We start from the raw sequence: 26692 nt of genomic DNA, 5'->3' as shown, positions 1-26692 counted from the left end.
CAACATAAAAAAAGCCACACTTATCGATGTGTAGCTTTTTTCATTAAACAAACCATCAATTACTGAAGCTTGTGTTCTTTGCTCATGGATAAAATTGTTTCGGCATTGATATCACCTTTAAGCAACCAACCATTGACAAGAATCCACGGAGTTCCCCTGAGCTCGGCTTTCTCTGCGCCTAACTTAATATCTTGATTGATCTGATCATCATATTTTTGATCATTAGCTTTTAAATCAGCCTCAAATTTATTTACGTCGCAACCAATTTCTTTAGCCCAAGCTGTAAACATCTTATTGAGCTGTTCAGGATTTTTTTCTTTTAAGTCTGATTGATGAGCAAAAATCTTTTCTGACATAGCCCAAAATTTATCGTTTCCTTGTTCACCGGCGGCAAAGGCAGCTTTTGAAGCAGGACGCGCACTAGCATGACGGTCAAATGGAAAATGCTTGAATACAAGGTTGACTTTTCCCTGCAGTTTTTCGTTATTTACCAACGTTCGCAAAGCAGTATCGGCCATTGCACAATAGGGGCACTGAAAATTACTAAAAACAGTAACGCTTATAGGTGCATCTTTTGGCCCGAGAACAAAACTGTTTCCTACTGGAACATCAAAGGCTTCTTTTTGAACTTCCTCTTCCTCTTTCGGTGGGAAAATAACTTTTTCTATTACATCAATCCTGGCTTCTGCTTGCGTTAGTTTATCAAGCAAATACTTTGTCACTAGCCCGCCGGCCACCACTACAGCCAGCAGAACCAACAAGCTAATAAGCAGACTTTTCTTATTATTCACAATTATTCTCCTCAATCAAAAATAGTGTCGTTAAATAAGAGATACGACAGCTCACTATAGCTAATACCATGCCCGCGCTTAGGCAATGGGTTATCAATCAATCACTCTTTTACGCATTTTAAGCAGCTTAGATTACAACTGACTATTTTAATATTATTTTTTGACATCAAGAAACTGCTTTAAAAATCAAAACAGCAGTATTTCTAAGCCATTTTAGAGAAATATTTACAATCGCTAAATAAACATAAAAAATTATCAAAAATAAACAGTTATTCTTAATCATTTATTGGTCTTTTGATTTCTTTAACCTGGCCAAGGCGCAATGGACCTACTATCATTTTAATACATTTGAACTAGTTTCCCTTGTTTACAATGGACAAACCTTTTTACACAATTATTTTGAAGAGCTAAAGCCAAATTTAAATCATACCCACGATACGGGAAAACTGTTCCGCATATAGCTTTGGAGCGGGGACATGTAGACATTAGTATGGTTATCCCGCATCAAATCCCAAGCTTAATATTCAAAATAATGAATACAGTGAGATGGTAACTCATATTGCCTTTCGGTATCTCCCGGAGAGTAACCAAAATATTCTTGAGCAAAACACTGATATAAGCGTAAAAAACAACAACGACCCGACCGCAATGGATCTTGCTTTTAAGCTTGATAAAGAGTCAAGATTTGATCCTGAATTATATAAAAGATTATTCAGGATCTTCATCTCTGATAGAAATATTTTATGTGCGCTAGAAAATTTGGCTATTCTATAACTTACAAACTACCAGATATGATGGCACATGTATCAGACAACAGATAGTCATAAAACAATGGATATAATCTGTATATTGCGCTTACAGCAGTAATGGTTGCCCCGCATTTTATCAGCATGTTGGAAGAAAAAGACAACATATCTTTTGCGCGGCTCCACATACTTTTGCTTGGATTTTTAATACCGGCCTCAATCAGATCTTCAGAGAGTACATGAAATTCATAAATTTCATTGCGTAAAAGTTGCAGATATAATTGAGCCTGTTCACTATTCATTCCGCAACTAATTTTTTCAAACTGTATCTGGGCTAGCTCACTGATCTTGCGATATTCCATTGCATCTCTTTTTAAAGATTCTTGATGAAAACTTTCAACGAGATCTTTTATGCTATCTTCTATTTCCAAAGCCTGCTTTTCAGCAAAGTTCTTGATTGCACAGAGCTCATCCTGCATTGACTTTAAGCTATTGGCAGTATTGCTTGCATGCAAAAATGACGCACAAAATAAAACTAAAACAATGAAATTTTTCACAACTATCCTCCACCAAAACTATGCTGAAGGATTATTGTCAAACACACAGTAATTTGGTGATAATGCGTCTCATTTTTGAAATCAATTATTTTTTTTAGAACATCTCTTACTTTTAAATAAAAACTGTTTCTTCTCCTAACCAAGACTGGCGCTTTATTATGTTTTCTTCACCGTCTTGAATACTAAGTTTACACTGATGAGTAGGTACATTGCTGGGCCATAATTTAAGCTGAAACAATCTTTTTTTGCGAGCGTATACTATTTCAACTTCTTCGTCGGGCTTTAAGGCACTTGCAAGCTCTGGCCAATTTTTTGCATCGATCCGAATAGAATTTATAGCAACGATCTCATCAAAAGGAGCAAGACCTGCCTTCATTGCCGGCCCTTCCAGCTCCACAAAAGTGATCAGCGCTCGCTGATTATCATCAAAACGAATTTTACAACCCAAATGAGCGTTCATACGAGTTTTGTCATCGACAAAAATTTCATCTGCTTCCATGGCTAAACTAACGCCATTATGATTAAGGAGTTTTTCCAAGGGGGCATCCTCAGTGCCACTCAAAAAGCGTTCTTTAAACTCATTAATGTCAAGATCGCCAATTTCTTTGAGCATATCCAAAAATTGTTCCTCAAACATTCCATGTCCATCGCCATAAGCAATAAAAACAGACCGCATTACATCATCGAGTGTTTTCTTATTACTGTTTTTAAAGCGGATAAAAAGGTCGAGATAAAGCGCTACAATAGATCCTTTTAGATAATAACTGGTAGTTGCATTAGTGCTATTTTCATTAGGACGATAAAATTTTATCCATGCATCAAAACTGGCATCATAGAGTGATTGAGTGAAGCGGCCACGATTTCTCTCGAGACGAGTTAGATTTTTTGACATAAGCTCCAGATAACTTTGTTGAGAAATAAGCCCAGCCCGCCTCACTAAAAGCTCATCATAATATGATGTAATCCCTTCAAAGATCCATAAGGATTCTGTATAGCATTCTTCGTTGAGATTATAGGGCACAAAAGATTTGGGTTTGATGGCCTTAACATTCCACGCATGAAAATACTCGTGAGAACAAAGCCCCAAAAAATTGCGGTATTGAGCATCGGGCTCTTTGAGCCCATACTGCGGCAGAGCATTAGAAGAGGATAAAAGCATCGATGAGTTGCGATGTTCAAGGCCGCCATAACCTCCTTCTTCAAAACGAGCTATAAATAAATATTTATCAAAAGGCGACTGTTTAAAGAGAGCGTGATGCTCAGCACATAATTTGCTCAAATCACGAACCAAACGTTGCTCATCAAAAGGACGAACATCCCCTACCAGCACTATTTCATGCGGAATATCTGCCGTCATAAAAGGCAAACGTTTCATAGCGCTTACCTGAAAAGGAAAATCGATCAACTCTTCGTAGTTTTGAGAGTGGTAAGTCCCAAAACCCCTGGCATCTACTTTTAAAGCTGGCATTGTTGTTGCAACATTCCACGTCTCTTGCCTGGGAGGAGGGATGCTCACGCTGTATTCAGAATCCTCAAGGCCTTCGGGGCATAAAAATAAAGCTGTCCCGTTAAAAAATGCTTGCTGATTGTCAATATATGCTGCGCGAATAGATGAATCAAAGGCATAAACTTGATATTTCACTATGATGTTGGAGCTTTCGTTATCGAGCTCAAAAGTATTTTTATTTATTTTTTTATAGTTAATTTTTTCATCTGAGTCCAAGGCTTCAAAAGATACGATGTGCTGCGCAAATTCCCGCACCATATAACTTCCGGGAGTCCACACTGGCAATGATAAACGCTGTCGTACTACTGCATACGGTATATGCATACTCACATTGAATAGATGGGCATTGTGATCACTTAAATCAATCATGATTGAAATAGGATTTTTTTTCATAAGTTTCCTCGTTGAGATAAGCCTAAATTAGTTTTCAACACACAAGAAAATTGCTACAACTTTAGCTATTTTTACAGCTAACACAAATCTTCTAAGCAACCTCCGAGAAAAAATAAAAAATCCCTAGCTCCAATCCGTTGTGGAATTTATGCGAAGAGACTGTTTTAAAAATATTTCAGGAATGTAACTTTTGACAGCTCGAAAAATCATTTTTGGCGCATGATTCTGTAACTTTTAAGTTTGAAAGCAAACATCGCTACTTTTTACCTTGACCAATTAAGCGTTGGCAGCATCGCTCCAAGATATAAATACCCTCGGAGCTTTTCTGTAAATTATTTTCTTAAATTTTATGAGCCTTTTATGAAAAATATCTTCAACTATGCTTCAAAGGATTTACAAACTTATTTACAAGAAACTGCGTGAAGCTGAATATTCCCGCCGCCTAAAATCACTTCACCATATTCCAAACCGTTTTCAACTTTAAGCCAAAAAGTATCGCTTTTACCTGGTTCTCCGTAATCGGAAACAATAGCCTCGTATGTATAGTTTTTATCCTGATTAACGCTTGCTAATCCCCTAATCAATCTTGTATTTTTGTCGAGAGACTCATAGGATAAAATCTGCACGCCATGAATTTTTGTCTTACTTTTATGGTCAACAAAGTTCAAATGTCCCCATAGATTTCCATTTTTAATTCCACCAGCAATGGCAAAATTTCCTTTGTTATTTTTGTCGACATTTATCCATCCACCACCGGTAATAAAATCGCCTTCATTGCAAAGCTCTTCACTTCTGCATTCTATAGCAGCTCTCGCAGAAGAAATAACGACATCTAAAATCCCATCGACGATTATATGAAGGGCATTTACCGTAATCCCTGTTTCATCTTCAATTTGCTCGTTAATTATAATTCTGCCGACCAGTAAATTATAGATTTGATTTTTTTCTCCTGTAACAATAACTTCTTTATTGTTTATATTTAACCCAGCAACCTCTGACACACCAAACAGCTCGTTGTCACAGGTTTGATAGGCCCTTGCTGCCAAAAAATTTGCCTTGACAGAAATAGCCCCCAGCAAATCAAGATTTATACCTACATCAGCTACCGAAGCTTCAGATTCGCTAATATTTCCATCTCCAATGCTCGTGGCATGTAAAACATTGCCAAAAAACGTGCCTAAGGAGCTTAAAGGAAAACCCACCTCTAAAAGTGAATCCTCTAACTGCCCTCCTTCGCTCGGCAACTCTTGGGTATCAATAAGAGACAAGGGGATATTTAATATCTGAGCACCCAACACCTTAGCTCTTCCGCCATAGGAGACTTTGTCTTCTAACAAACAATTTTCAATACTTTTTGCGACCATTGGCAAACTCAACGACAACATATTGAAATTAAATACCAACAAAATCTTTACAAATCTTCCCATCATCAGGTCCTTTTTTACAGTTTTCTACCCTAGATAAAATATATGAAATATTTTTGTTTGCTTCTAATTTAATTTTTCTTACTTGAATTCATATGAGAATATCAAAAGCCTAGCTCCCATCTCATCAATCCAATTTTTATCGAGCCATCAGATCGATATCTGCAAGCTTACCCTGCCTTTGAAAGTCGGGATGCACCATTATTCCAAGCTCAGCACGAATAAAAGGTAAAATATCTGAATGTCGTCTCATTATGTTGATATCAGAAGCATCTTTTATTTCCACTGGATGAATAACTAACATTTTGTTTTTTAAATTCATTCTATGCTCTCTCTACATTGAATACTGAGTACATCTACACCTATCAAAACTAATAAGAACACATAAAAATCATTTATAAATTATTATCTAATCAAAAGTTGTTATATTTTTTCATACATGTTTTTATTAATGTAGATTTTCGTCGTTAGTTTTTTAGACGAAATAATTTTGGGGGAAATTATGTTTTTGAAAACAATTTCGGCTTTTTGCTTAGCATCTTTTTCTGTATCAGCCTTTAGCGATTTCAATGCACAAGATCTTGGTCCCTGCCAAGCTGCAGCCTATGGAACTACTACCAGTGGAAGCGCTGGTGATAGTACACTTTTATCCTTTGATTTATCGGATGGAGCTGGAACAACCATTGGTACCATAACTGGTAATGGTATCCATCGTGTGACTGCCGTAGAATTTTCTCCTTATGGTGTACTCTACGGAGTTGGCGAAGATGTTGATAATGCAAGTTCACTAATTGTAATTCACTGCATCACCGCTAAATCATTAGAAATTGGACCTACAGGTATTCCTAGCGGCCAAACCATTACTGACTTAAGCTTTGATAGCAACGGTGTGCTTTGGGGTTATGCTCACGGCGGAAGTAATCCCGATACTGTTGGAACCATTAATCTTGGCACTGGTGCATATACGGCTGTTGGACAAACAGGCATCAATACAGACAACGGTAATGGCCTCTTTCATGATGCGTCGGGTAATCTCTATCATGCAGGTGGAACCAACTTAAGCTTACTCAATCAATCAACCGGTGCTGCCACTACAGTTACAGCGCTCTCATTTACAGCACCAGGCAATGACAATCCACGATACACAGCATTAGATATAAAGAATGGTGTTGTTTATGGTGCACTTAATGATAAACCAAACGGATCAGGATCTCAGCCTGACAACTACATTGTAACATTTAATATTGCCACGGGCGGCATGGCTTACTTAGCAAGTCCAATCCTCAACGCTCCAAACAATACTGCAGGATTTTCCATTAACCCCAATTACTAAGAGATTAAAATTTAATCTTTGCAGCGAACGTCTTAAGCGTTCGCTTTTTATTTTTAGCAAATTTTTAACGACGAATTAGAATCAGCATATAACGCACGAAAATAATTTATTTATGCCAAGCCTAGCTATTCATGCTCTTTGCTACAGCTTCACCAACTTTTAAACCATCGATAGCAGCAGATAAAATTCCTCCCGCATAGCCTGCACCTTCTCCGGCTGGATACAAACCTTTCATATTTACACTTTGAAAATCTTCCCCTCGCTTAATACGCACAGGAGAAGATGTTCTGGTTTCAGGAGCTGTAAAAAGTGCATCATCCCTGGCAAATCCGGGAATTTTTTTATCAAAAGCTAAGATAGCCTCTCTGATGGCAGTCGTTGCAAAATCAGGCAATAATCCCGCTAAGTTTGTGAGCTTTACGCCTGGTTTATAAGATGGCACCACATCTCCCAGCTTGGTAGAAGATCTATTGGCTAAAAAATCGCCCACTAGTTGAGCGGGTGCGTTATAGTTAGAGCCACCCATTAAAAATGCTTTTTGCTCAATAGAGCGCTGCAAATCAATACCAGCCAAAACGGAGCTGGGATAATCACTAGGATTAATTCCCACCACAATACCGCTATTGGCATTTCTCTCAACGCGGGAATATTGACTCATGCCATTAGTCACGACGTGACCTACTTCGGAAGTTGCTGCCACCACAGTACCACCAGGACACATGCAAAAGCTATAAACGGAACGTCCATTTGCGCAGTGGTGCACCAGCTTATAATCTGCTGCCCCTAAGAGCGGGTTTTTAGCAAAAGCACCATATTTACACGCGTCGATCATGGATTGAGGGTGCTCTACACGAAAACCAATCGAAAAAGGCTTGGCTTCCATATAAACGCCAAGCTCATTGAGCATTTTAAAGCTTTCTCGAGCACTATGCCCTAAGGCTATCACCACATGGTGACTATTTATCTGCTCACCATTAGAAAGTTTTACCCCGCTTATCTGTTGATTTCTGCTCAGCAAAGTTTCAACCTTTGCCCCAAAGCGAATTTCTCCGCCTAAGGACAAAATTTTAGCGCGCATTTTCTCTACCATGGAAACCAATCGCAAAGTACCAATGTGAGGTTTCGAAATGTATAGAATTTCTGCAGGTGCTCCAGCCTCGACAAATTCTGTTAATACTTTTCTTCCTCTAAACTCAGGATCACTTACCAAACTGTGAAGCTTGCCATCAGAAAAAGTACCTGCACCACCCTCGCCAAACTGAACGTTAGAATTTGGATTCAAGATACTCTTTCGCCATAAAGCGAAAGTATCCTTGGTTCTTTGTCTAACAATTTCTCCACGCTCTAAAATAATTGGCCTAAAACCTAGTTCGGCTAAAATTAAACCTGAGAATAAACCACAAGGGCCCATGCCCACCACTATGGGTCTCTCTTTCACATTTTTATAAGCTCGAGCAGGGAATTTATAAGAAGTATCGGGTGCTATGCTTATTTTTTCGTTCTTTTTTACTCGACGTAAAATCGATTCCTCATCAAGCACCTCTACGTCCACAGTATAAATTAAAAAAATATTTTTTTTATTGCGCGCGTCTATGCCGCGTCGAAAAACTTTATAGCTAATAATTTCGTTATTTTTTACCCCTAGCTCCTGAGCAATAGCTTGAGTTAATTCTGCATCATTATGCTTGAGTGGAAGTTTTATTTGTGTAAGTCGTAACATGGTATTTCTCGTTAATTGCAATGACTGACTAAAAGAATTTGGGTAGTACAAGAAAAAGTTAAGCCAAACTTTTTTACCCAACCTCTACAACAGATTATGCCCATTCACAATCGAGCGGATTACCAAGCCAATAATTGAATTCAAATCGTTTTATACAGCTCCTAAAACCCTTGCAAGTATCGAACTCATTCAGATGATTTCGAAGAGTCAAATAGCCAAGAATACCGATCTATCAAAGCATCAGAGACTGTTTGAAAAATACTTAAAGTCGACATTTAATTTATCTCGCTTGGCTTGGATCATAGCAGGCAGCATATGACCTTTTCCGCTATGCTTGAATTTATTGCCGTCGCTTGATAAGGGGCTCAAGAAAAAAATGAATAAGCTTTGCTTCTAAAGAGAAGTTCCGCCACTATGAGCCAAAAATGCTTTCGAAAGCTTGCAAAAAAATTTCAAAACGACCTCTTAACAATTTGACGCCTTAACTATTCAACCACCAATCAAACGAAAACAGATTTCTAGTCATTTTTTATTTTTACGACATAGATAAAAATTAACATAATTTTAATTATAGGTTTTCAGAACGACCGCAAACACCAGATCAAGACCAAAAACCAGGGTTGGCAGTATTTGAACTGACTAAGTCGATCCTATACTACACTAGCTGCCGTTAGGGTTGATTGGCATCATTTTTGCGAGCTGGTGTTTATGAAGGTTAGCCGAAAGGTCTAAATTTCAACAATTTATAATGCGCAGTTTCCTAAATTATCATTATTAGAGCAAATAATAGGTGGGTTTTTCTCTATCTCTATTAGCTCATGATACATGGGCAGCAAGTAACTAACGAACTTTAAGGCTCCTTCTATAGCATTATCTGATAACGGTCTTTTATTAAATATTTGCTCTCGTGTGTCAAAGAGATTTTTTTCATCCCCCGTATCAAGTATTGTTTCGGCCAATTTTGTGGAACTAAGATTTTTTTGGTTTTCTAAATAAGAAAGTCTCTTTTTGCTCTCTTTCAATACACTAAAAACAGAGTTAACTTTCTTACCTTTAAATTCAGCCGTTTTATTAAAAATTTCTGGTTCAAAAATGATTTTCATAATTTTGGCGTTTTTAAGCATAGCGAATAGTGGTGAAAGCTCAGGTTTGTCTTTCGCGTCAATAATAAAAACCATATCAAACACAGCTATTTGAATAACAGAGCAACTTGGTAGAGAATTTTTCTTTAATTTTAATTTAGGTGAATAAATATTCTTTATTTCAATAGCAACTTCATCATAGTTGCTAATAATATATGTGAACACTTCTTTTATTTCATCATTTTTTGAGATAGGTGTTACAACCAAAATCATTTCAAAATTATATTTCTTACCACTAAATATACCAGAGCATAATAACAATTTTTTTTCCAAGAAAATTTTTCCATATTTATCATAATATTTTGCTAACTCATCATTATTCTCTAAAGCATACAGTAATTCCTCATAAACCGGCCTTAAGTAAACCACATCATTAAGAGCATAAAGCATGCGACTTTCAGTTAACGGCCGAGTTTTCCATTTATGATCAATATTTTTATCAATATCAATCTCAGTTAATCCTCGTAAAAGATTGGCGTAACCGCGAAATTCACTCATGCGGCACTCTTTGGCCATTGTTCCGGTGTCTCGGCACGAGTTAAAATAAACTTTACCTGGTATTCCTCTTGATATCATTTCTTTTTTTAGAAGTTCTAAATCCTTCCTCATGTCATAAAATACCTTAAAAATTTTGGGGTTTTGCATAAGTTTATAAAAGGGCGACAGATCTAAGTTTTCACATAAGACATCAATAGCGAAGGCCAATTTGGGTCCCCCTATTTGAATAAGGCATAGTTCTGAATTATTTACGAATTCAGTATCCAAAGTGATGAACTCTGCAGATTTAAGTTCCTCACAATAGCTCACAAGCTTTTCACTAGAGGTCACAGGAGTCATTACTAGTTGAATCAAATAATTGTGCCTCTCATCGGTAAATTTTCCCCGATATTCGACCATTAAGCTTTGAATTATTTCATTGTTGTTAATTTCAAAGTTATCCTCAACCACATCTTCGTTAGCGCCATAAAGAGACCATGAAACACCTTCAAAAACAATTAAAAATAATGTAAACAACAAATAAAACTTTTTCTTTTTCATATTAATATTCCAAGCAAAATTTCAACAATAAATCGCGCATCATAATTGCAGTTTTTCCTCATACCATACACTTAAAAACGGAATGTTCTAGTACTTAAAAGCACTTTTTACCTGATTGGAATTTACCAAAAACCCAATATTTAGAACCGAAACAATAATCGGCTGCTCAGAAAGTAGACATAATAACTTTTATAGCTTTACACTGCTTTAGCAACAAAAAAAGCGGCCAAGCCGCCTTCAATTTTATTGAATCAAAAAAACTACCTTTTTTGTTGTGCGGCATTGAGTAGCTGTCTTTGGATTTCTGGTGGCAAACCTTCAAATCCCTGGACGTTCTCATCAATAACGGGAAGCTTAGCTTCAATTTTTTTAAATGCCTTAACTCCTTTATTAAGAAATTCTAGTTTATCTTCTTTCACTATATAAATAAGCTTATCAATCGTGCCCTTAACTAAATACTCGCCTTTGGTTTTTGTTCTCACTGCATACAAAGCATAGGAATGACCTTGCTTATCACTTACTTCTACCAATGGAATATTTTGCCATTGCGCATTTTGCGGCAGATCTTTTTTGTCATCAGCCACTCCTACCGCTTTTAAATCCACTATTTCAGATAAGAAAGTCTCTGGAGAATTTTTATCGAATTCAAAACCCTGAGCTAAAGTTTTGGGCTCCATGAGCTGCCACTCATTTTCGCTTTTCTCTAGTACTACGCGAGATTTTTTGTCGGCCAATGAAATTTTGGCGATGTCGTTTAGATTAAAATTGATGACCGATAGATCACGAACATCATTGATACTTCGATTGACTCTATCAAAGCTGCTTTTAGCAATTTCAAAGATTTGTTCTTTGCCATCAACCACAACCAAAAGTTTTTCTTTTTCAGCAGAATAAATTTTATATGAGTAGCTTGTGCCATCTTTGTCTTTAAACGAAACTGATGCCAGTGGTTCACCAAGCATTTTTTTCTCATCAATAAAGCCACTTGCCCTCAATGTAGCCGCTGCCCGCACAATAGCCGTTAAGGCTGCCCCATCAGCTCTGTACGAGGATGGAAGTCCGGACTGATCGGCTGCAAAGTTCCACTGTTCGCCCTCTTCTTTCTTTTCCAAATGAAGCGAGCGTTCTTCTATTTTAAGCTCAAACTCCCTTAGATCAATCGGATTAATTGAAAGAAGAGTTCTTTCTCGCCAGTCGATCGCATTATTTCTTATCAGTTGCCAAAATTGAGCTTTAACAACGTAGACATCTTTTGACTGAGGTTTCTTAGCATATCTACCACCATGAGCAGTATTATTTCCAAACTCAAGCGTCCACACTATTTTTTCACCAGATTTAATCGCGACCGATACCATAGTATCGGGCTCTAGACCTAAGTCCTTGAGTTTATCAGAAAGTTCAGTCACATAGTAAGATGGTTTAAGAGCTAAGGCTGCTCCTAGCATACTTGAGACGTGATTTTTATCAGCATCCACCAAATGCTTATTGTCGCCTTCACCGATCTCGAGCATCCACGTATCACCATTTTTAACTAATACTGCTTGATGTTTACCGCTAATTTCTATGCGATCAACGTTACTTTCTTTAAACTCCGGCAGTTGTAAATGTTTAACTCCAACACTTACTTTTTCTTGTCTAGTAAAAAAATAAACTGCACCTAATAAAACAACGAGCCCCAAAATAATCCATGTATTTCTATTCATAAAATTACCCCTAGCCCTTTCTCAAAGATTGTCTACGAGATTCACGCAAACGCCACCGTAACAATCCGTAGAGCGCTAATAAAAATGGTACTCCTAGAATATTTCCATATTTTACGCCTTGTCTTAAACCGTCACTCAAGTCTGCATCCAAAGGAGCATCGTTAAAAGTACGAGAACGCATTTCCAATAAAGCACTGTCTGCAAGCATCCAATCAACCATATTGAGAGCAAGCACCTGATTAGGAACAGTTAAAAAATCATCCCAGAGAAAAGATGAAGTACCAGCGACAATCAAACGAGATTCGAGTGTTTTTTCATCATTTAACGGCTTTTCATCTTTGGAGGCTCTTGTGGGCATAACACCACGCGCTTGAACAATAAGAGAATAAGGGCCATCAGGAACGATATTGGCTGTCCCCCAATCACGACGAGGATTTAGATCAAAAGGCTCTTTTTCTAACCAAGAGACTTTGCTCGAGCGAGCGATAACCTCGGTGTTCAAGCCTGCTTTCTCTGTAATCTGAATATTGGCCACAAAAGGTAAAATCACTCCAGTAAGCCCTTTAGTGATAGGGCTTTCAAAAGAGAGATTTAATAACTCTGGAACAAAAGGATATTTGACGGGCAACGAGAAAGAAAACCCTCCACGGTTTTCTTGCATATTGAGCGATGCACACGAAGCATCTGCAACTAAGCTAGACTCAACCGTAATTCCATAATCACTGAGGAGATCAAACATGGAGTTGTCTAATGTGTGAGCACTAGGCTGCTGTTGGAAAGTTCTCGGATCAATTTTTACTCGGTCCATCAAAAGCGCTGCGCTTTTGCCCTTTCTCAAAAAGCTATCTATCTTATTAGCTCCTTGCTCCCCAAATTGAGACTTCTCACCGAACACCAAGAGCGCATCAATATCATCGGAAATCTCTTCCTGTGAGCTCAAAGAAACTTCTTCCAAAACGACATTTTGTCGCAGTGCTTCACTCAACTTCGTGATGCCAGCACCAGATGGATCTCTTACGAGACCTACTTTAGGCATGCGTTCGCGCACAAGCTTACGCATAAGCCCTGTAAGATTTTTTTCTAAGTCAGCTAAATCTTGGACAACAGGAATAACCTCATGTTTATCCTGATAGCGAACTACAATACCCATATAGGCACGTTTTGTTTGCTGTTCGTCGTCTTCAATCACTCGAATTTCAACGGCTTGCAGACCTAAATCAGCCAATTCACTTTCGATACTTGTGGGCTCTCTCACAAGACGGCCAAAGATGTCCCGCTTCATTTCTTTCTTTTTAGCTTTATCTTCTAAAGTTTCTGAAGCTGTGGGGTCGCTAAACTCAAAAGCGAATTTGCCATTTTTTGATGCTGCAGCATATTCGGCTAAAAGGTCATTTACATAGCGTGCTTGCTGAGCATATGGCGGTGGCAAACCTTTGCTAAAGTAGGCACTGACAGTTAGGACATCTTCTAAACGAGCGACCGTTTCAACCGATGCGCGAGAAAGAGTAAATTTGTGATCACGTGTTAGATCAATACGGAAAAAGCTGTGCAATAAAATAAGATTGATCAGTATCAACACCGCAACGAGACCAACCACAAAAACCGCTGAACCATTATTTTTCTTTGTTTTCATGTGCTACCCCCTATCGCTTATCTCTTCTGAGGGAACGCTCAGTAAGAACTAAAAAGATTAACACCACACTCAAATAAAAAACCAAGTCTCGACTATCCACAACACCCCGAGCAATATTGTTGAAGTGATAGTCCACAGAAATATATTCAAATACTGCTCCAACCGACGCTGGCATCAAAACTGCAAACTTATCAACAAAGTAAAAAAAGAAGCACAAGGCCAGCCCAATAATAAAGGCAACAATCTGATTTTTAGTAAGCGAACTTGCAAATAATCCCAAGGATAAAAATACGCTCGCCAATAAAATTAAACCCAGATATCCGCCAACAACGGGACCATAATCAAAATGAGCATCAGCAGGAGTGAGCAGGGAAACACTAAAAGCAAAAGGCAGTGTAAAAATAAGACCCACCATAACAATGCCCAAGGCCGCAAAAAATTTTCCAAAAACCACTTGAAAATTACTCACCGGCAAGGTCAAAAGTTGCTCAATGGTACCACTCTTACGTTCCTCTGAAATAAGACGCATGGTTATAGCAGGCCCAAACACGACAAAAAGCACCGGAGCTACACCGAAGAAGCCTCGCATAGAAGCATAGCCACCTAAAAAGAGCGTACTAAAAAACAAATAACCTAATACCAACAAGAATACGCCTAAAACCACATAAGCAGCTGGCGAATTAAAGTATGCTTGAAAATCTCTTCGAGCAATACTGCATGTAATACCCATAATTTCTCTCCCATTTATGCTTTGGTGGTAAGCCTTCTAAACGTTTCTTCTAAAGAAGCTTTTTGCCGTTTCATTTCCAAGAGCGATGCTCCTGAATCCACCACTGTCTCAAAGATCTGACGACGAGGATCACTATCTTCGTAACGAATACTCAAAGCACAATGCTCTGGCTCCTCCGCTTTTTCATCGCTTATCTTTGTAATCCCTTTTAGTTTACGTAGTTGTTCCTTGAGGCGTTCTATATCGATCTGTGCTTGCTTATTGGGAACAAGCTCAAGATAGATCGAACCAAAATTGCCACTGGCCAATTGTTCTGGGGTGTCATCGGCAACTAACAGACCATTATTGATAATCAAAATCCGCTGACAGGTTGACTGTGCCTCTTGCAGAATATGAGTGCTCATAAGCACCGTAGTTTCTCTACCTAACTCGGTAATTAGATTACGTATTTCGATAATTTGATTTGGATCCAGACCACTTGTAGGCTCATCGAGAATAAGCAACTGAGGCTCGTGAAGGATGGCCTGTGCAAGTCCCACACGTTGCCTATATCCCTTTGACAACTGACCTATATCTTTGTGAAAAACATTTTTGATTCCACAGCGTTCAATAACGCGCTCAATCTTATTTTTATGTTCGCTCTTCGGAATTTTTCGCACGTCAGCAATAAAATACAAATATTCCGCTACCATCATGTCCTCGTATTGAGGATTATTTTCCGGCAAGTAACCAATCATTGTCCTGGTTTCGAAGGAATTGTTGGCGACCTCGAGTCCACCCACTTTTACCGTCCCAATAGAATAAGGAAGGTACCCTGTGAGAATTTTCATAGTGGTGGATTTTCCGGCACCATTTGGCCCCAAAAATCCTACCACTTGCCCTTTAGGGACACTGAAATCTAATCCACGCAGCGCCTCAAAGTCACCGTAAGACTTTTTTAGCCCACCTATCTCTATCATGGGTTTCTTTTCGTTTCCCATAATACCTCCGCTCTGGCTTAAAAAATTTGAATAGGATACTATAACGATTTGGCTTATACGAAAAGCCCCAAAAAAAGCAACAGACAGCATGCACTATGCAGCTGCCTACTTTTAGTGATTTAACAGTTACTTATTTACTCATTATTTCTCGAGTAATAATTACTCTTTGTATTTCGCTTGTTCCTTCGTAAATTTGAAATATCTTAGCATCGCGCATAAGTTTTTCCACAGGATATTCTTTATTAAAACCATTACCACCGTACACTTGTACTGCATTGATACACGTTTTCATTGCTGTATCAGCCGCAAAACGCTTTGCGTGTGCTGCAAAAATTGTATTGCGCTGCCCCTTATCGATCTCACAGGCACTTCGCCACACCAAATACTTTGCAGCCTCAATTTCTGTTGCCATGTCAGCTAGCATAAAACCAACGCCTTCGTGCTGCCAAATGGGTATACCAAATGCGCGCCGTTCTTTAGCGTAAGAGATAGAATGCTCCATTGCTGCCCGAGCAAGGCCTACTGCTCCAGCAGACACTAAAGGCCTTGTGTAGTCAAAAGCTCCCATAGCTATTAAAAAACCATCGCCCTCATTACCAAGCCTATTTTTTGCCGAAACTTCTACTTCTTCAAATGTCACACTTCGTGTATCAGAAGCACGCTGCCCCATATTGTTTTCTTTTTTGCCAACAACAACACCTGACGCATCGGCTGGCACAATAAAAGCGGTTTTACCCTTGTGGCGTTTTTCTTTATCGGTAGTTGCAAGAACAAAAAACCATTTTGCATGACCGGCTCCGGTAATCCATACTTTTTGGCCATTCAAAATATAGCTGTCACCTTTTTTGACCGCAGTCGTTGCAATATTAGCAACATCTGAGCCTGCAGCAGGCTCGGTAACTGCATAAGAGCAAATGGCATGTTCCTTGGCAAAGGGCGCAAGCCACTCCTTTTTTTGCTCATCAGTTCCTGCAATAATAACAGGCATCTGCGCCAGAGAGTTTGCCGTCAACGCAGTTGTAATACCGGTACAACCGTAGCCAAGCTCTTCATCAATCAAACATGCATCAAAGGTGGAAAGGCCTTGGCCTCCAAATTTTTCTGGAATATGACAATTGATCAGGCCTATTTCAAAAGCTTTTTTAAGGAGTTTTTCTGGCCATTCACCCGTTTCATCGTGATGAGATGCAATAGGCCTAATTTCTTTTAGGGAAAAATCATGAGCGAGGGCTTTAAGTTGCTGTTGTTCACTTGTGAGATCAAAACTAACCATGTGCTACACCTCATTTTTTCTAGCATTTCTTAATCATTTATAAATAAATTCTTAAATTGTCGACCTAATAACTCATCATATTTAATTCAGCCTTGTCAGCATTCAAGCACTGTCTATGCTAAGGCCGTAAGCGTCATTCTTTTTGCCGTGGGGTAGCTGATGAATTCAAATAATTTTACCGAAAAACTCATTTCAGCTTTTAACGATGCCAATCAATTATGCCTGGATAAGAATCTTGCTGAGATTAATCCGCTGCTCATGGCCAAAGTTCTAATTGAACAAAATGGAGGTCTTGTTGGCGCTATCATCATTCATTTAGGAAAGGAAGGCCAATCATTTGCCGAAGCAGTAAACCGGGAAGTTGAGAAAAGCCCAAAAGTAAGCGGCAGTAATTCGGTATCCTTTTCTCCTTCGATCAATGAAGCCATGAGGAAGGCCCAATATCATCAAAAAACTTTTAAAGACGAATTTCTATCAACCGATACATTCTTTTTGGGGCTTTGTGAAACCTCTTTGCTAGCCTCCCTTATCGAATCGGCAGGCTTGAGCACAGAGCAAATTACGGAAACAATTAAACAAATAAGAAAGGGGTCTCAAGTGCAGGATCAAAATCCAGAATCCAAAGTTGGCGCATTAGAAAAATACACACGAGATATCACCAAAGATGCTCAGGAAGGAAAACTTGATCCTGTAATTGGGAGAGATGAAGAAATACGACGCACCATTCAGGTGCTCAGCCGCCGCACCAAGAACAACCCAGTTTTGATTGGAGAGCCAGGCGTAGGTAAAACCGCCATAGCTGAAGGAATTGCCCTGCGTATTGTCAAGGGCGATGTGCCAGACAGCATGCGTAATAAAAAATTATTAGCCCTTGATCTTGCTTCATTGCTTGCAGGATCGAAGTATCGCGGCGAGTTTGAAGATCGGCTGCGCTCAGTGCTCAAGGGAATCGAGAAAGAAAGCGGAAGAATCATTTTATTTATCGATGAGCTTCATACGCTTGTTGGTGCTGGTGGTGCTGATGGCGCCATGGATGCAAGCAACATGCTCAAACCCGCCCTCGCCCGCGGAGAATTGCGTTGTATCGGCGCTACCACGCTCGATGAATACCGCAAGTACATTGAAAAAGACGCTGCTTTAGAAAGACGTTTTCAGCCTGTGCAAATTGAGCAACCGAGCGAGGAAGATGCCATTGCTATTCTGCGTGGCCTTAAAGAGCGCTATGAAGTTCATCATGGTATCAGAATCAGTGATGCTGCCATTGTTGCAGCGGTGACTCTAAGTAATCGCTACATCACGCACCGACAACTGCCTGATAAAGCCATCGATCTTATGGACGAAGCAGCAAGCGCCCTCAAGATGCAAATCGAATCACTACCAGTAGAACTTGATGAACTGAACCGACAAATAACTAGACTCGAAGTTGCAAGACAGGCCCTAAGCAAAGAAAAAGATGAAAAAAGTCAGAGCCGCCTTAAAGACATTGAGAAAAATCTAGCAGAAACCAAAGAGCAAGCTCGCGTGATAGAAGCTAAATATCAGGCCGAAAAATCTATCTTGGAATCCATACGTAAAGCAAAAGAAAAAAGCGAAAAACTTCGACATGAAATTGAAGTGACACAAAGAGCGGGAGATTTTGAACAGGCAGCCCGTTTGCAGTACGGAGATCTTTTTCAAGTCCAAAAGGAAATCGATGAAAAAACTAAAGAGCTTGAAGCCGTACAAAAAAAGAGCAGCTTTTTGAAAGAGGTTGTGTCTGAGGATGAGATCGCTCAAGTAGTGAGTCGGTGGACAGGCATTCCTGTACAAAAAATGCTGCAATCAGAATCTGATCGTTTATTACATATGGAGGATGAACTCAAAAAGCGCATTGTCTCGCAAGAAAATGCCATCACAGCTGTATGCCAAGCCATACGGCGCAATCGTGCTGGATTAAGCGATGAGCGAAAACCTATCGGTTCATTTTTATTTTTGGGCCCTACCGGTGTTGGTAAAACTGAGCTTGCCAAAGTGCTCGCTGAATTCTTGTTTGACGATGCCAAAGCCATGATCCGCATCGATATGTCGGAGTATATGGAGCGCCACAGCGTATCACGCTTGATAGGAGCCCCTCCAGGTTATGTTGGTTATGAAGAAGGTGGACAGCTGACTGAGCCTATCAGACGCCGTCCATACTCGATTTTATTGCTCGATGAAATGGAAAAAGCACACCCAGAAGTATTTAACATTCTTTTGCAAGTGCTTGATGATGGACGTCTCACCGATGGACAAGGCCGCACGGTAGATTTTCGTCACACCATTATTCTTATGACATCAAACATCGGTAGCGAATTTTTGCAAGATGGTGTGAGCGATAATGCTCAAAAACAAGTGCTTGCCATGGTAAAACAACATTTTCGCCCTGAATTTTTAAACCGTGTTGATGATCTGATTTTATTTTCAGGCTTAAGCGAACAAGATCTCTTGGGCATCATCGATATCATGATGCAAAAGCTGACTGTCAGACTCAAACGCCAAGATCTGGCACTGCTTATTTCTGAGAGTGCTAAAAAGGAACTGGCTCATCGCGGTTACGACAAAGCCTACGGAGCTCGACCATTAGAGCGGACTCTACAGAGGGAGGTAATCGACAAAATCGCCAAAGCCTTGCTTGAGAAAAAATTTTCCGCTGGCGATACACTCAAAGTAGATGTTAACAATCAAGAATTCTCTATAAGCAAAGCTTAATCAAACTTTAAAAAATCTTTTGATGCTGCCAACAGAGCAGCATTTTTTATTGCTTCTTTTCATAAAGATAGACATAAGCATTTTCCGTAGCATCACTGAACACTGCTTTTTCATCTACGCTGCTCACCGAGGAGTCATTAAATAGGATCCAAGTGTTTTTCGTTCCATCATAGATATAGGCGTAATAATGACCACTATGCATCGTTGCTCCACTATGTACGGCAATGCCTTTTAAAGTATATTGCTGGGTCGAGACTTGCTTTATATCTTTACGATTTTTGGTTTTGATTTCTATGTTTTTGTCAGGAATAATTCGATCAAATAATTTTTTTACTGCTCCATCATAAGCAAATCTCTTTAAAGAAATAAATAGCGAGCGGGGAAGCGGATCTTCTATAGCTTCGTAACGAATGGAATCCATCTGCACACCTTTGGAATTTTCTACCTGATTATTCCCAACCATAGGAGCAGGCAAAAACATCTTATTGATCAGGCTTTGGATATTGTCAGGCTTTCCGGAGAGAGGAAGCTCAAGCTTTTGCAGTGGCTGCGTGGAAAAAAATTTAACGCTTTTATCTATAAACTCATTATAAGCAAAGGTTAGCAGAGGCTCTATAGGCAAAAAATCAAAAATATCTGTAATAAATTCATTGGTATCTGCCTGATCTCTTCTGACTTTATCAACACTTCCCACTAATTCTGAGCCCTTGATTAGTTTTCTTGTACGTTCATATACGTCAAAAAATTCACTCAGCTCGTCATGTAGAGCCTCTTTTTTTTCTTGGCGAGCTTTGTTAAGAGCTCGGGCTGCTTCTTGCAATTGTTTGCGAGCAGCAAATTGATCGCCTGGCTCCCTCTCCTCTTTTACAAGCTCGCTCTTGAGCGTTTTTTGAAAAGTAGAAGATGAAAATAAAAGATTAAGCGAGGCGTTAGCAAAGCAGGTATTACCAAGATTGCGAAGTCCACACGTGGGTAGTGGAGTCAGAGAGACCTCTTCTTGCGGCAGCTTATTATGGTTTATTTTTTTCTTTTCTAATGATGACAATTTTTTATCATGAATATTATTTTGTGAGCTTTGAGTCTGTTTCTCAGGATTGCGGTCATTGACTGTACGAGCTCCATCAGAACAAGACATGTGAAATAAACTAGTGACCAACAGCAGTTTAAATAAGGATGTCACAAAAACCTCTGGAAACTGGAAATTTAAATAAATTGTATTCTAATAAAACGAGCAAAAAATAAAACCCCCGTTTAAGGGGGTTTATTTAGCTGCTTAATTCAGAAATTATCGCAACCAAAGGCCACGGTGAAAACGACCATAAAATCGTGGGTAATAACCAAAACCACGACCTGGGCATACACCTGGGCAAGCATTTCTTACTGGAGTTGTTACTTCAGTATCAGGCAACATCTCTTGTACATTTTTCACGCTTCCTGTGTAACGTACTTGATTGCAGTTGGTTGGATGATGCACAACTTTAGTGTGATACAAGTGACGGTTAGTCAATTTTTTATTGATTGTATGTATGTGACGTGAAGGTTCCATAATATGCTTTGTTCTGTTGTGATAGATATCACGTACATATTCTCTGTCTTCATCTGAAGTAGTTACTACAGTTGGTTGTCTTTCAACAATAGATGGAACATGCACATATCGAGGTGGCAATTTCACAACAGGAGTAGCATCAGCCATCATAGGAGCTTCGCTGCTGCTCTCATCGGAATTGGATTCATCATTTTTTGACATAACGCCATTTTGGTCCAAACCTGCTTCACTCATTTGCGCCAAGTAATCAGCATCATTGAGGTTTTGTGGTCCACAACCACCCAAAAATCCTAATAATGCAACAGTCATTGCTGCGAAAACACCATTCAAAGCTAATTTCATAATTATTGTACTCCTTAGATTAATCTTATTACCTAGTTATGCACACAAAAAACAAAAAAAATATTTATTTTGCGCACATTGGAATACTTATTTACTTGATTACATTTTCGCACTAAATGATCAAATTTAAGATACAAATAATAAACTTTTTGTTTGAGAATAAAAAAAACCGAAGCAAAAAGCTTCGGGGGTTTTTCCAAATACACTATAAATCTACTGGATACATCCGACGCACCCATACATTCATATTGGAGATAGTTTTAAAATTTTAGACTGTCATAATCTCCGCTTCTTTTTTAGAGCAGAGCTCATCCACTGCAGTGACAGCTGCATCAGTAATATCCTGCACCATCTTAAGTCCACGTTTTTCTTCATCTTCAGTAATGTCGCTTCCCTTGACAGCAGACTTGAGCATATCATTAGCGTCGCGCCGCGCATTACGAATGGCAAGCTTGGCTTCTTCTCCGCGGTTTTTGGCTTGCTTGCAAAATTCTTTACGCCTCTCTTCAGTCAAGGCCGGTACCGGCACACGAACCATATCACCGTCTGTTATCGCTGTAAGCCCCAGGTTTGCCTCAAGAATTGCCTTTTCGATCTGTTTTTGCAGTCCCTTTTCCCATGGCTTAATTGCCAATGAACGCGCATCAGGTGTAGTAATATTAGCTACCTGAGCGATTGGGGTTGGGCTTCCGTAATAGTCAATTTTTACAGAGTCGATCAAGCTTGTGTGCGCGCGCCCTGTACGTATGGAAGCCAACTGTTTCTTGAGAGCTTCAGTAGTTTTTTCTACGTTTTGCTTCATGTCAAGTGTAATATCATCAATCATAAGTTCACCTCTCTTAAGAATTTTTGGCACTCACCAAAGTCCCAATTTTTTCTCCCAGTAAAATCCGCTTTATATTACCGGGCTTAGTCATATTAAACACATAGATGTTCATCTCATTGTCCATACACAAGGAAATGGCTGTGGAGTCCATTACTTTAAGTCCTCGATTAAGTACTTCAATATAGCTCAGCTCATCAAAACGCTTAGCATTTGCATCTTTCGCAGGATCGCGGTCATAAACTCCATCTACTCGTGTCGCTTTGAAAATTGCATCTGCTTGGATTTCTACCGCTCTCAAGCTCGCTGCAGTGTCGGTAGTAAAAAATGGATTGCCTGTACCAGCCGCAAATATTACCACCCGGCCTTTTTCCAAATGTCTCGTAGCACGGCGTTTGATGTAGGGTTCCGCTAACTCTTGCATGGCAATGGCAGACATCACTCTGGTATTAACATCGATGCGTTCCAAAGCATCCTGCAAAGCTAATGCATTTAAAACCGTTGCCAACATCCCCATATAATCAGCCGTTGCTCTATCCATTCCCTGAGTACTTGCAGCAACTCCCCTAAAAATATTGCCCCCGCCAATAACGATAGCTAACTCTACATCGAGCAAAAGCACATCTTTGATCTCTTTGGATAAGGTGGTTATAACCTTGGGATCAATGCCATAGCCCTGGTCACCCTGCAGTGCTTCACCCGAAATTTTTAACAACACTCTATGAAATTTACTTTGTTGCCGAATACCCTTACTCATTTGCTCTACATCCCCTATCGCACCGAATTCCCTGGACTCCATAGGCTTTTAGTAACAAAAGAGCAATCAGGGGCATAAACTCCACCCATTCTCAATATTCTCAAAATTTTTAGACATAATATTGAAGAATAAACGGTTTGCTTTCTTGAATGGTCAGCAACGGGGAAATGTGCACTATGGCTTTAGCATCCCATACCAAACGGGGAAAATTTTATGGACTAAACGTAGCGCAACATCCTGATGTATTTTTGGCATTTACCGTTATTTTAATGGTGGCGCTATTAATCTTACCCATTCCGACTTTTCTTATTGATATCTTTATTTCAGCTAACATCTCTGCTTCTTTAATTATATTACTGCTCTCAATCTACATTCCAAGCTCTCTCAAGCTTTCATCCTTTCCAACCATTCTCCTTATAGCAACTTTGTTTCGGCTCGGTCTCAACGTCGCCACCTCGAGGCTTATTTTGCTTAATGCTGATGCGGGAGAAATGGTGTTTGCATTTGGCAATAGTGTAGTGGGAGGCAATCTCGTTGTTGGCATTGTTATTTTCTTGATTCTTATGCTCATCAACATGCTTGTTGTTGCTAAAGGATCAGAGAGAGTTGCTGAAGTTGCTGCCCGCTTTACGCTTGATGCTATGCCGGGCAAACAGATGAGCATCGATGCTGATCTAAGAGCAGGTATCATCGATATGGACCAAGCTCGTCAAAAACGAGAGGACTTAAGTAGGGAAAGTCAGCTCTTTGGCGCCATGGATGGCGCCATGAAATTTGTTAAAGGCGATGTTATTGCGGGTATCATAATTTTTTGCATCAATATTATCGCTGGCATTATCATAGGAAAACTCGAACACGGTATGGAACTTGATGAAGCTCTCGCCACTTTCGCCATTCTATCGGTTGGTGACGGACTCGTAAGCATAATTCCAAGCCTTCTCATGTCTGTGTGTGCGGGACTCATTGTAACGCGTGTAGATTCCGATACTTCGGGGCACAATTTAGCATCCAATCTTGCCTCCCAATTGTTCAGTCATCCCAAAGCATTTTTATTAGCAGGGATCTTTATCGCTTTTTTAGCATTACTGCCTGGTTTGCCACCAATCCCATTTATTATTTTAGCTTTGCTCGTATTCTCTGTGGCTTATACAACTTACAGACACAACAATACTAAGCAGGATACCTCGGGCAGAAATGCTATTTTTGAAGACGAACAAAATTTTGAAAACTTACCACAACATGAAAAATCGAGTGGTGTCTTACCTATTTGCATAGAAGTTGCCAATAATTTGGTGCCATTGGTTGATGATAAAAGCAATTTTATCAGCGAGCTCATTCCTTTGCTGCGAGAGTCTTTAGAAATAGAACTTGGTATAGATTTTCCCGGCATTAGAGTAAGAGCCTCTACACAACAAGAACTTTTAGCTTCTCACTACACATTACTGCTTAATGAAGTTCCTATCTGCCAAGGAAACGTTCACCCAAACCACTGTCTGGTTTCAGCACTTCCACCTGAACTAAGAGAGCTCAATATCGATAACGTCGAAATAAGCACTAACCCTTGTACAGATGTCGCGGCATCACTAGTACCAATCGACTATAAGGATATGCTTGAAGAAAAAGGATTCATGGTGTGGGATGCGCCCAGCCGTATTTTGCTTCACCTATCTTCTCTACTGCGCAGAAATGCTAAGGACTTTATCACACTCCACGAAGTACAAAACATGCTCGATCGCCTGGAAAATCAGTGCCCAGCCCTGGTAAAAGAAGTGGTACCTAAAGCCATAAGTCTCACTCAACTTACTGACATACTCAAACGCTTGCTGAGCGAAGAAGTTTCCATCAAAGATATTAAAACCATTCTTCAGACTCTTGCTGAATATGGCCCTCAAGAGCAAAATACTGTCTTGCTTACGGAATATGTACGATGTGCATTAGGAAGATACCTGTGCTACCGCTTTGGCCAAGGACTTGACACTCTTTTAGTATTTTTACTCGATCCAGAAATCGAAGATATGATCCGTTCCAATATCGAACAAAACAATCAAAATTCTTTTCTTGCTCTTGACCCTGAAGTAGCACAAGAAATTCTCAATGCTCTGCGTCAAGAGCTCAACAAGCTTCCCCCCCAGGCAAGTCGGCCTGTAATTCTCACCTCACAAGATATTCGCCGTTTCGTAAGAAAATTAATTGAACTTGAGTTTTTTGAGGTTGCCGTTATAAGTTTTCAGGAGCTCAGCCCTGAATTCAAAGTTCAACCTATTGGACGAATTAGTGTGAACAATCAAAGCGATGTGGATGAAGAAGAAATAATTGACGAACCGCTTGAAAGTCCTTTTGTACTTGCTCCTGCAATGCCTTAAGGCATGGGAATTTAATTTCTTCACGCAGGAAAGCTATAAAGAATATTTCGAGATTTTTTTGGTTCAACTCCAAAAGCTGATCGAGGCAGTGAGTTTCAACTACCAACTCTTCTGCTGCACTTATACTTGGTCGTACCCCTACATTTGTTGCACTCAAAAAATCTTGATGGCCATCTTTATTGAACACTCGAGTCATCGAGGCATAAACCCCTCGCTTCAAATAAAAATTTAAAGGCCTAAGATTTGCCGTTGCAAAACCTAGTTGAGCACCCATTTTTTGATCTGCTTGTACTTTGCCAAATAAAGAATAAGAACGTCCCAACATGCAGCGAGCGATATTCAGTTCTCCTGACATTAAATTCTTTCTGATGGCAGAAGAGGAGCACCGTTGTTTTTCTACCATTAGATCAGGTACCACGTGCACATGGATATCCACTTTTTTAGCTAAGCTCACAAGATCACTGATATTCCCCTGAGCTCGAGATCCAAATGAAAAATCCTCTCCTACTACCACGTGATCAACTTTAAGTTGTTTCTTCAAAATTTTTGTGACAAATTCAGCCGGGCTGAGGGATAAAAAATTTCGGTCCAAAATATGTATCACCACCACATCCAAAGCATAATTTCGAAGCTCTTGTATTTTATGGTGCCCACTCATCAAACGAAAAAAATCTTTTTTTGGGCTTAAAAACTGTTGTATGTGAGGCTCAAAACTTAAAACACCTCCTGGATGATGACCTTTTATTTCATTGACTTTGTGAATTAAAGCTTGGTGTCCCAAGTGAACACCATCAAAATTGCCAATGGCAATTGTGCCACCCTTCAAAAAATCACCCAGTTCATTGCATGAATAAAATACTTTCATGGCGTTCACCAAAAAAAACCCACATCACTCAATGGATGTGGGCTCAGCAAAATGAAAACAACGGCCTAGTTAAAGCCTCGTTGTGCCATTCGTTTCTGACGTTTACGCGATCGAGCCTCAGCTGCACGTTTTTTGAGCTTTTCTGAAACTGATTTTTTAACATGGAATTCGCGCTTGCGCACTTCTTTGAGTACACCTGCTTGTTCTACCCGTTTTTTAAAACGCTTAAGAGCTCGCTCAAATGATTCGCCTTCTCTTATAGTAATTCTGGTCACTAACACTCACCTCCCCAACAACCC

21 protein-coding genes are annotated in these 26692 nt (G+C 39.6%); 3 read left to right on the top strand and 18 right to left on the bottom strand.

All coding sequences use genetic code 11. The annotated features are described in order from the left end of the window. Nucleotides 1-59 precede the first annotated feature (59 nt). From H6731_10460 to H6731_10440, 5 genes are all read right to left on the bottom strand, one after another. A complete protein-coding gene (locus tag H6731_10460) occupies nucleotides 60-791 on the bottom strand; it encodes a DsbA family protein (GenBank protein ID USN50668.1) in 732 nt (243 codons plus the stop codon). 775 nt (nucleotides 792-1566) lie between these two features. Then, nucleotides 1567-2094 carry a hypothetical protein gene (locus tag H6731_10455; GenBank protein USN50667.1) on the bottom strand — a complete coding sequence of 176 codons (528 nt, stop codon included), beginning with the start codon at nucleotides 2092-2094 and terminating at the stop codon, nucleotides 1567-1569. A 112-nt stretch (nucleotides 2095-2206) separates the two neighbouring features. Continuing rightward, nucleotides 2207-3994, bottom strand: a complete 1788-nt coding sequence (locus tag H6731_10450; protein USN50666.1) for a M61 family metallopeptidase — start codon at nucleotides 3992-3994, stop codon at nucleotides 2207-2209. A 401-nt stretch (nucleotides 3995-4395) separates the two neighbouring features. Beyond that, nucleotides 4396-5424 (bottom strand): hypothetical protein, encoded by a 1029-nt coding sequence (locus tag H6731_10445; protein USN50665.1) that lies wholly within the window; start codon nucleotides 5422-5424, stop codon nucleotides 4396-4398. A 133-nt stretch (nucleotides 5425-5557) separates the two neighbouring features. Then, nucleotides 5558-5740 (bottom strand): hypothetical protein, encoded by a 183-nt coding sequence (locus tag H6731_10440; GenBank protein ID USN50664.1) that lies wholly within the window; start codon nucleotides 5738-5740, stop codon nucleotides 5558-5560. Between the two features lie 180 nt (nucleotides 5741-5920). On the opposite strand from H6731_10440, the gene H6731_10435 reads away from it, so the two are divergent. Next, complete coding sequence (locus H6731_10435) at nucleotides 5921-6751, top strand: hypothetical protein (protein USN50663.1); 831 nt, start codon at nucleotides 5921-5923, stop codon at nucleotides 6749-6751. Nucleotides 6752-6872: 121 nt separating this feature from the next. On the opposite strand, the gene H6731_10430 is transcribed toward H6731_10435, so the two are convergent. From H6731_10430 to H6731_10400, 7 genes are all read right to left on the bottom strand, one after another. Next, on the bottom strand, nucleotides 6873-8471 hold the full coding sequence (locus H6731_10430; GenBank protein USN50662.1) for an NAD(P)/FAD-dependent oxidoreductase: 1599 nt from the start codon (nucleotides 8469-8471) through the stop codon (nucleotides 6873-6875). A gap of 743 nt (nucleotides 8472-9214) precedes the next feature. After that, nucleotides 9215-10651, bottom strand: coding sequence for a hypothetical protein (locus H6731_10425; protein ID USN50661.1), 1437 nt, complete (start codon nucleotides 10649-10651; stop codon nucleotides 9215-9217). Between the two features lie 260 nt (nucleotides 10652-10911). After that, complete coding sequence (locus tag H6731_10420; protein USN50660.1) at nucleotides 10912-12354, bottom strand: DUF4340 domain-containing protein; 1443 nt, start codon at nucleotides 12352-12354, stop codon at nucleotides 10912-10914. Nucleotides 12355-12364: 10 nt separating this feature from the next. Then, nucleotides 12365-13987: a GldG family protein gene (locus H6731_10415; protein USN50659.1), complete on the bottom strand. Its 1623-nt coding sequence runs from the start codon at nucleotides 13985-13987 to the stop codon at nucleotides 12365-12367. A 10-nt stretch (nucleotides 13988-13997) separates the two neighbouring features. Next, on the bottom strand, nucleotides 13998-14717 hold the full coding sequence (locus tag H6731_10410; protein ID USN50658.1) for an ABC transporter permease subunit: 720 nt from the start codon (nucleotides 14715-14717) through the stop codon (nucleotides 13998-14000). A 14-nt stretch (nucleotides 14718-14731) separates the two neighbouring features. Beyond that, nucleotides 14732-15697, bottom strand: a complete 966-nt coding sequence (locus tag H6731_10405) for an ATP-binding cassette domain-containing protein (GenBank protein USN50657.1) — start codon at nucleotides 15695-15697, stop codon at nucleotides 14732-14734. Between the two features lie 130 nt (nucleotides 15698-15827). Beyond that, nucleotides 15828-16970 (bottom strand): acyl-CoA dehydrogenase family protein, encoded by a 1143-nt coding sequence (locus H6731_10400; GenBank protein ID USN50656.1) that lies wholly within the window; start codon nucleotides 16968-16970, stop codon nucleotides 15828-15830. Between the two features lie 159 nt (nucleotides 16971-17129). Here H6731_10400 and clpB point away from each other — a divergent pair, with 159 nt between their 5' ends. Next, a complete protein-coding gene (gene clpB, locus H6731_10395) occupies nucleotides 17130-19697 on the top strand; it encodes an ATP-dependent chaperone ClpB (GenBank protein ID USN50655.1) in 2568 nt (855 codons plus the stop codon). Nucleotides 19698-19743: 46 nt separating this feature from the next. Here the strand turns inward: clpB and H6731_10390 are convergent, their stop codons facing one another. The 4 genes from H6731_10390 to H6731_10375 all read right to left on the bottom strand — a co-directional run bounded on the left by H6731_10390 (nucleotide 19744) and on the right by H6731_10375 (nucleotide 23165). After that, nucleotides 19744-20877, bottom strand: coding sequence for a ubiquitin carboxyl-terminal hydrolase (locus H6731_10390; GenBank protein USN50654.1), 1134 nt, complete (start codon nucleotides 20875-20877; stop codon nucleotides 19744-19746). A 105-nt stretch (nucleotides 20878-20982) separates the two neighbouring features. Next, entirely contained in the window at nucleotides 20983-21585 is a 603-nt protein-coding gene (locus H6731_10385; protein ID USN50653.1) for a hypothetical protein, read from the bottom strand. Nucleotides 21586-21853: 268 nt separating this feature from the next. Continuing rightward, nucleotides 21854-22411: a ribosome recycling factor gene (frr, locus tag H6731_10380; protein ID USN50652.1), complete on the bottom strand. Its 558-nt coding sequence runs from the start codon at nucleotides 22409-22411 to the stop codon at nucleotides 21854-21856. 13 nt (nucleotides 22412-22424) lie between these two features. Next, a complete protein-coding gene (locus tag H6731_10375) occupies nucleotides 22425-23165 on the bottom strand; it encodes a UMP kinase (GenBank protein USN50651.1) in 741 nt (246 codons plus the stop codon). Nucleotides 23166-23341: 176 nt separating this feature from the next. Between H6731_10375 and sctV the strand changes: the two genes are divergently transcribed. Further along, nucleotides 23342-25528: a type III secretion system export apparatus subunit SctV gene (sctV, locus tag H6731_10370; GenBank protein ID USN50650.1), complete on the top strand. Its 2187-nt coding sequence runs from the start codon at nucleotides 23342-23344 to the stop codon at nucleotides 25526-25528. Here sctV and H6731_10365 read toward each other — a convergent pair. Continuing rightward, nucleotides 25437-26393 (bottom strand): bifunctional riboflavin kinase/FAD synthetase, encoded by a 957-nt coding sequence (locus tag H6731_10365; protein ID USN50649.1) that lies wholly within the window; start codon nucleotides 26391-26393, stop codon nucleotides 25437-25439. The genes sctV and H6731_10365 overlap by 92 nt on opposite strands. Nucleotides 26394-26458: 65 nt before the next feature. Further along, complete coding sequence (locus H6731_10360; protein USN50648.1) at nucleotides 26459-26668, bottom strand: 30S ribosomal protein S21; 210 nt, start codon at nucleotides 26666-26668, stop codon at nucleotides 26459-26461. Between the last annotated feature and the right edge of the window lie 24 nt (nucleotides 26669-26692).

Source organism: Myxococcales bacterium (assembly GCA_023898405.1).
Classification (GTDB): domain Bacteria; phylum Myxococcota; class UBA727; order UBA727; family JABDBI01.
The sequence above is the reverse complement of the archived record's forward strand: the minus strand, read 5'-3'. Positions and strand labels throughout refer to the sequence as shown.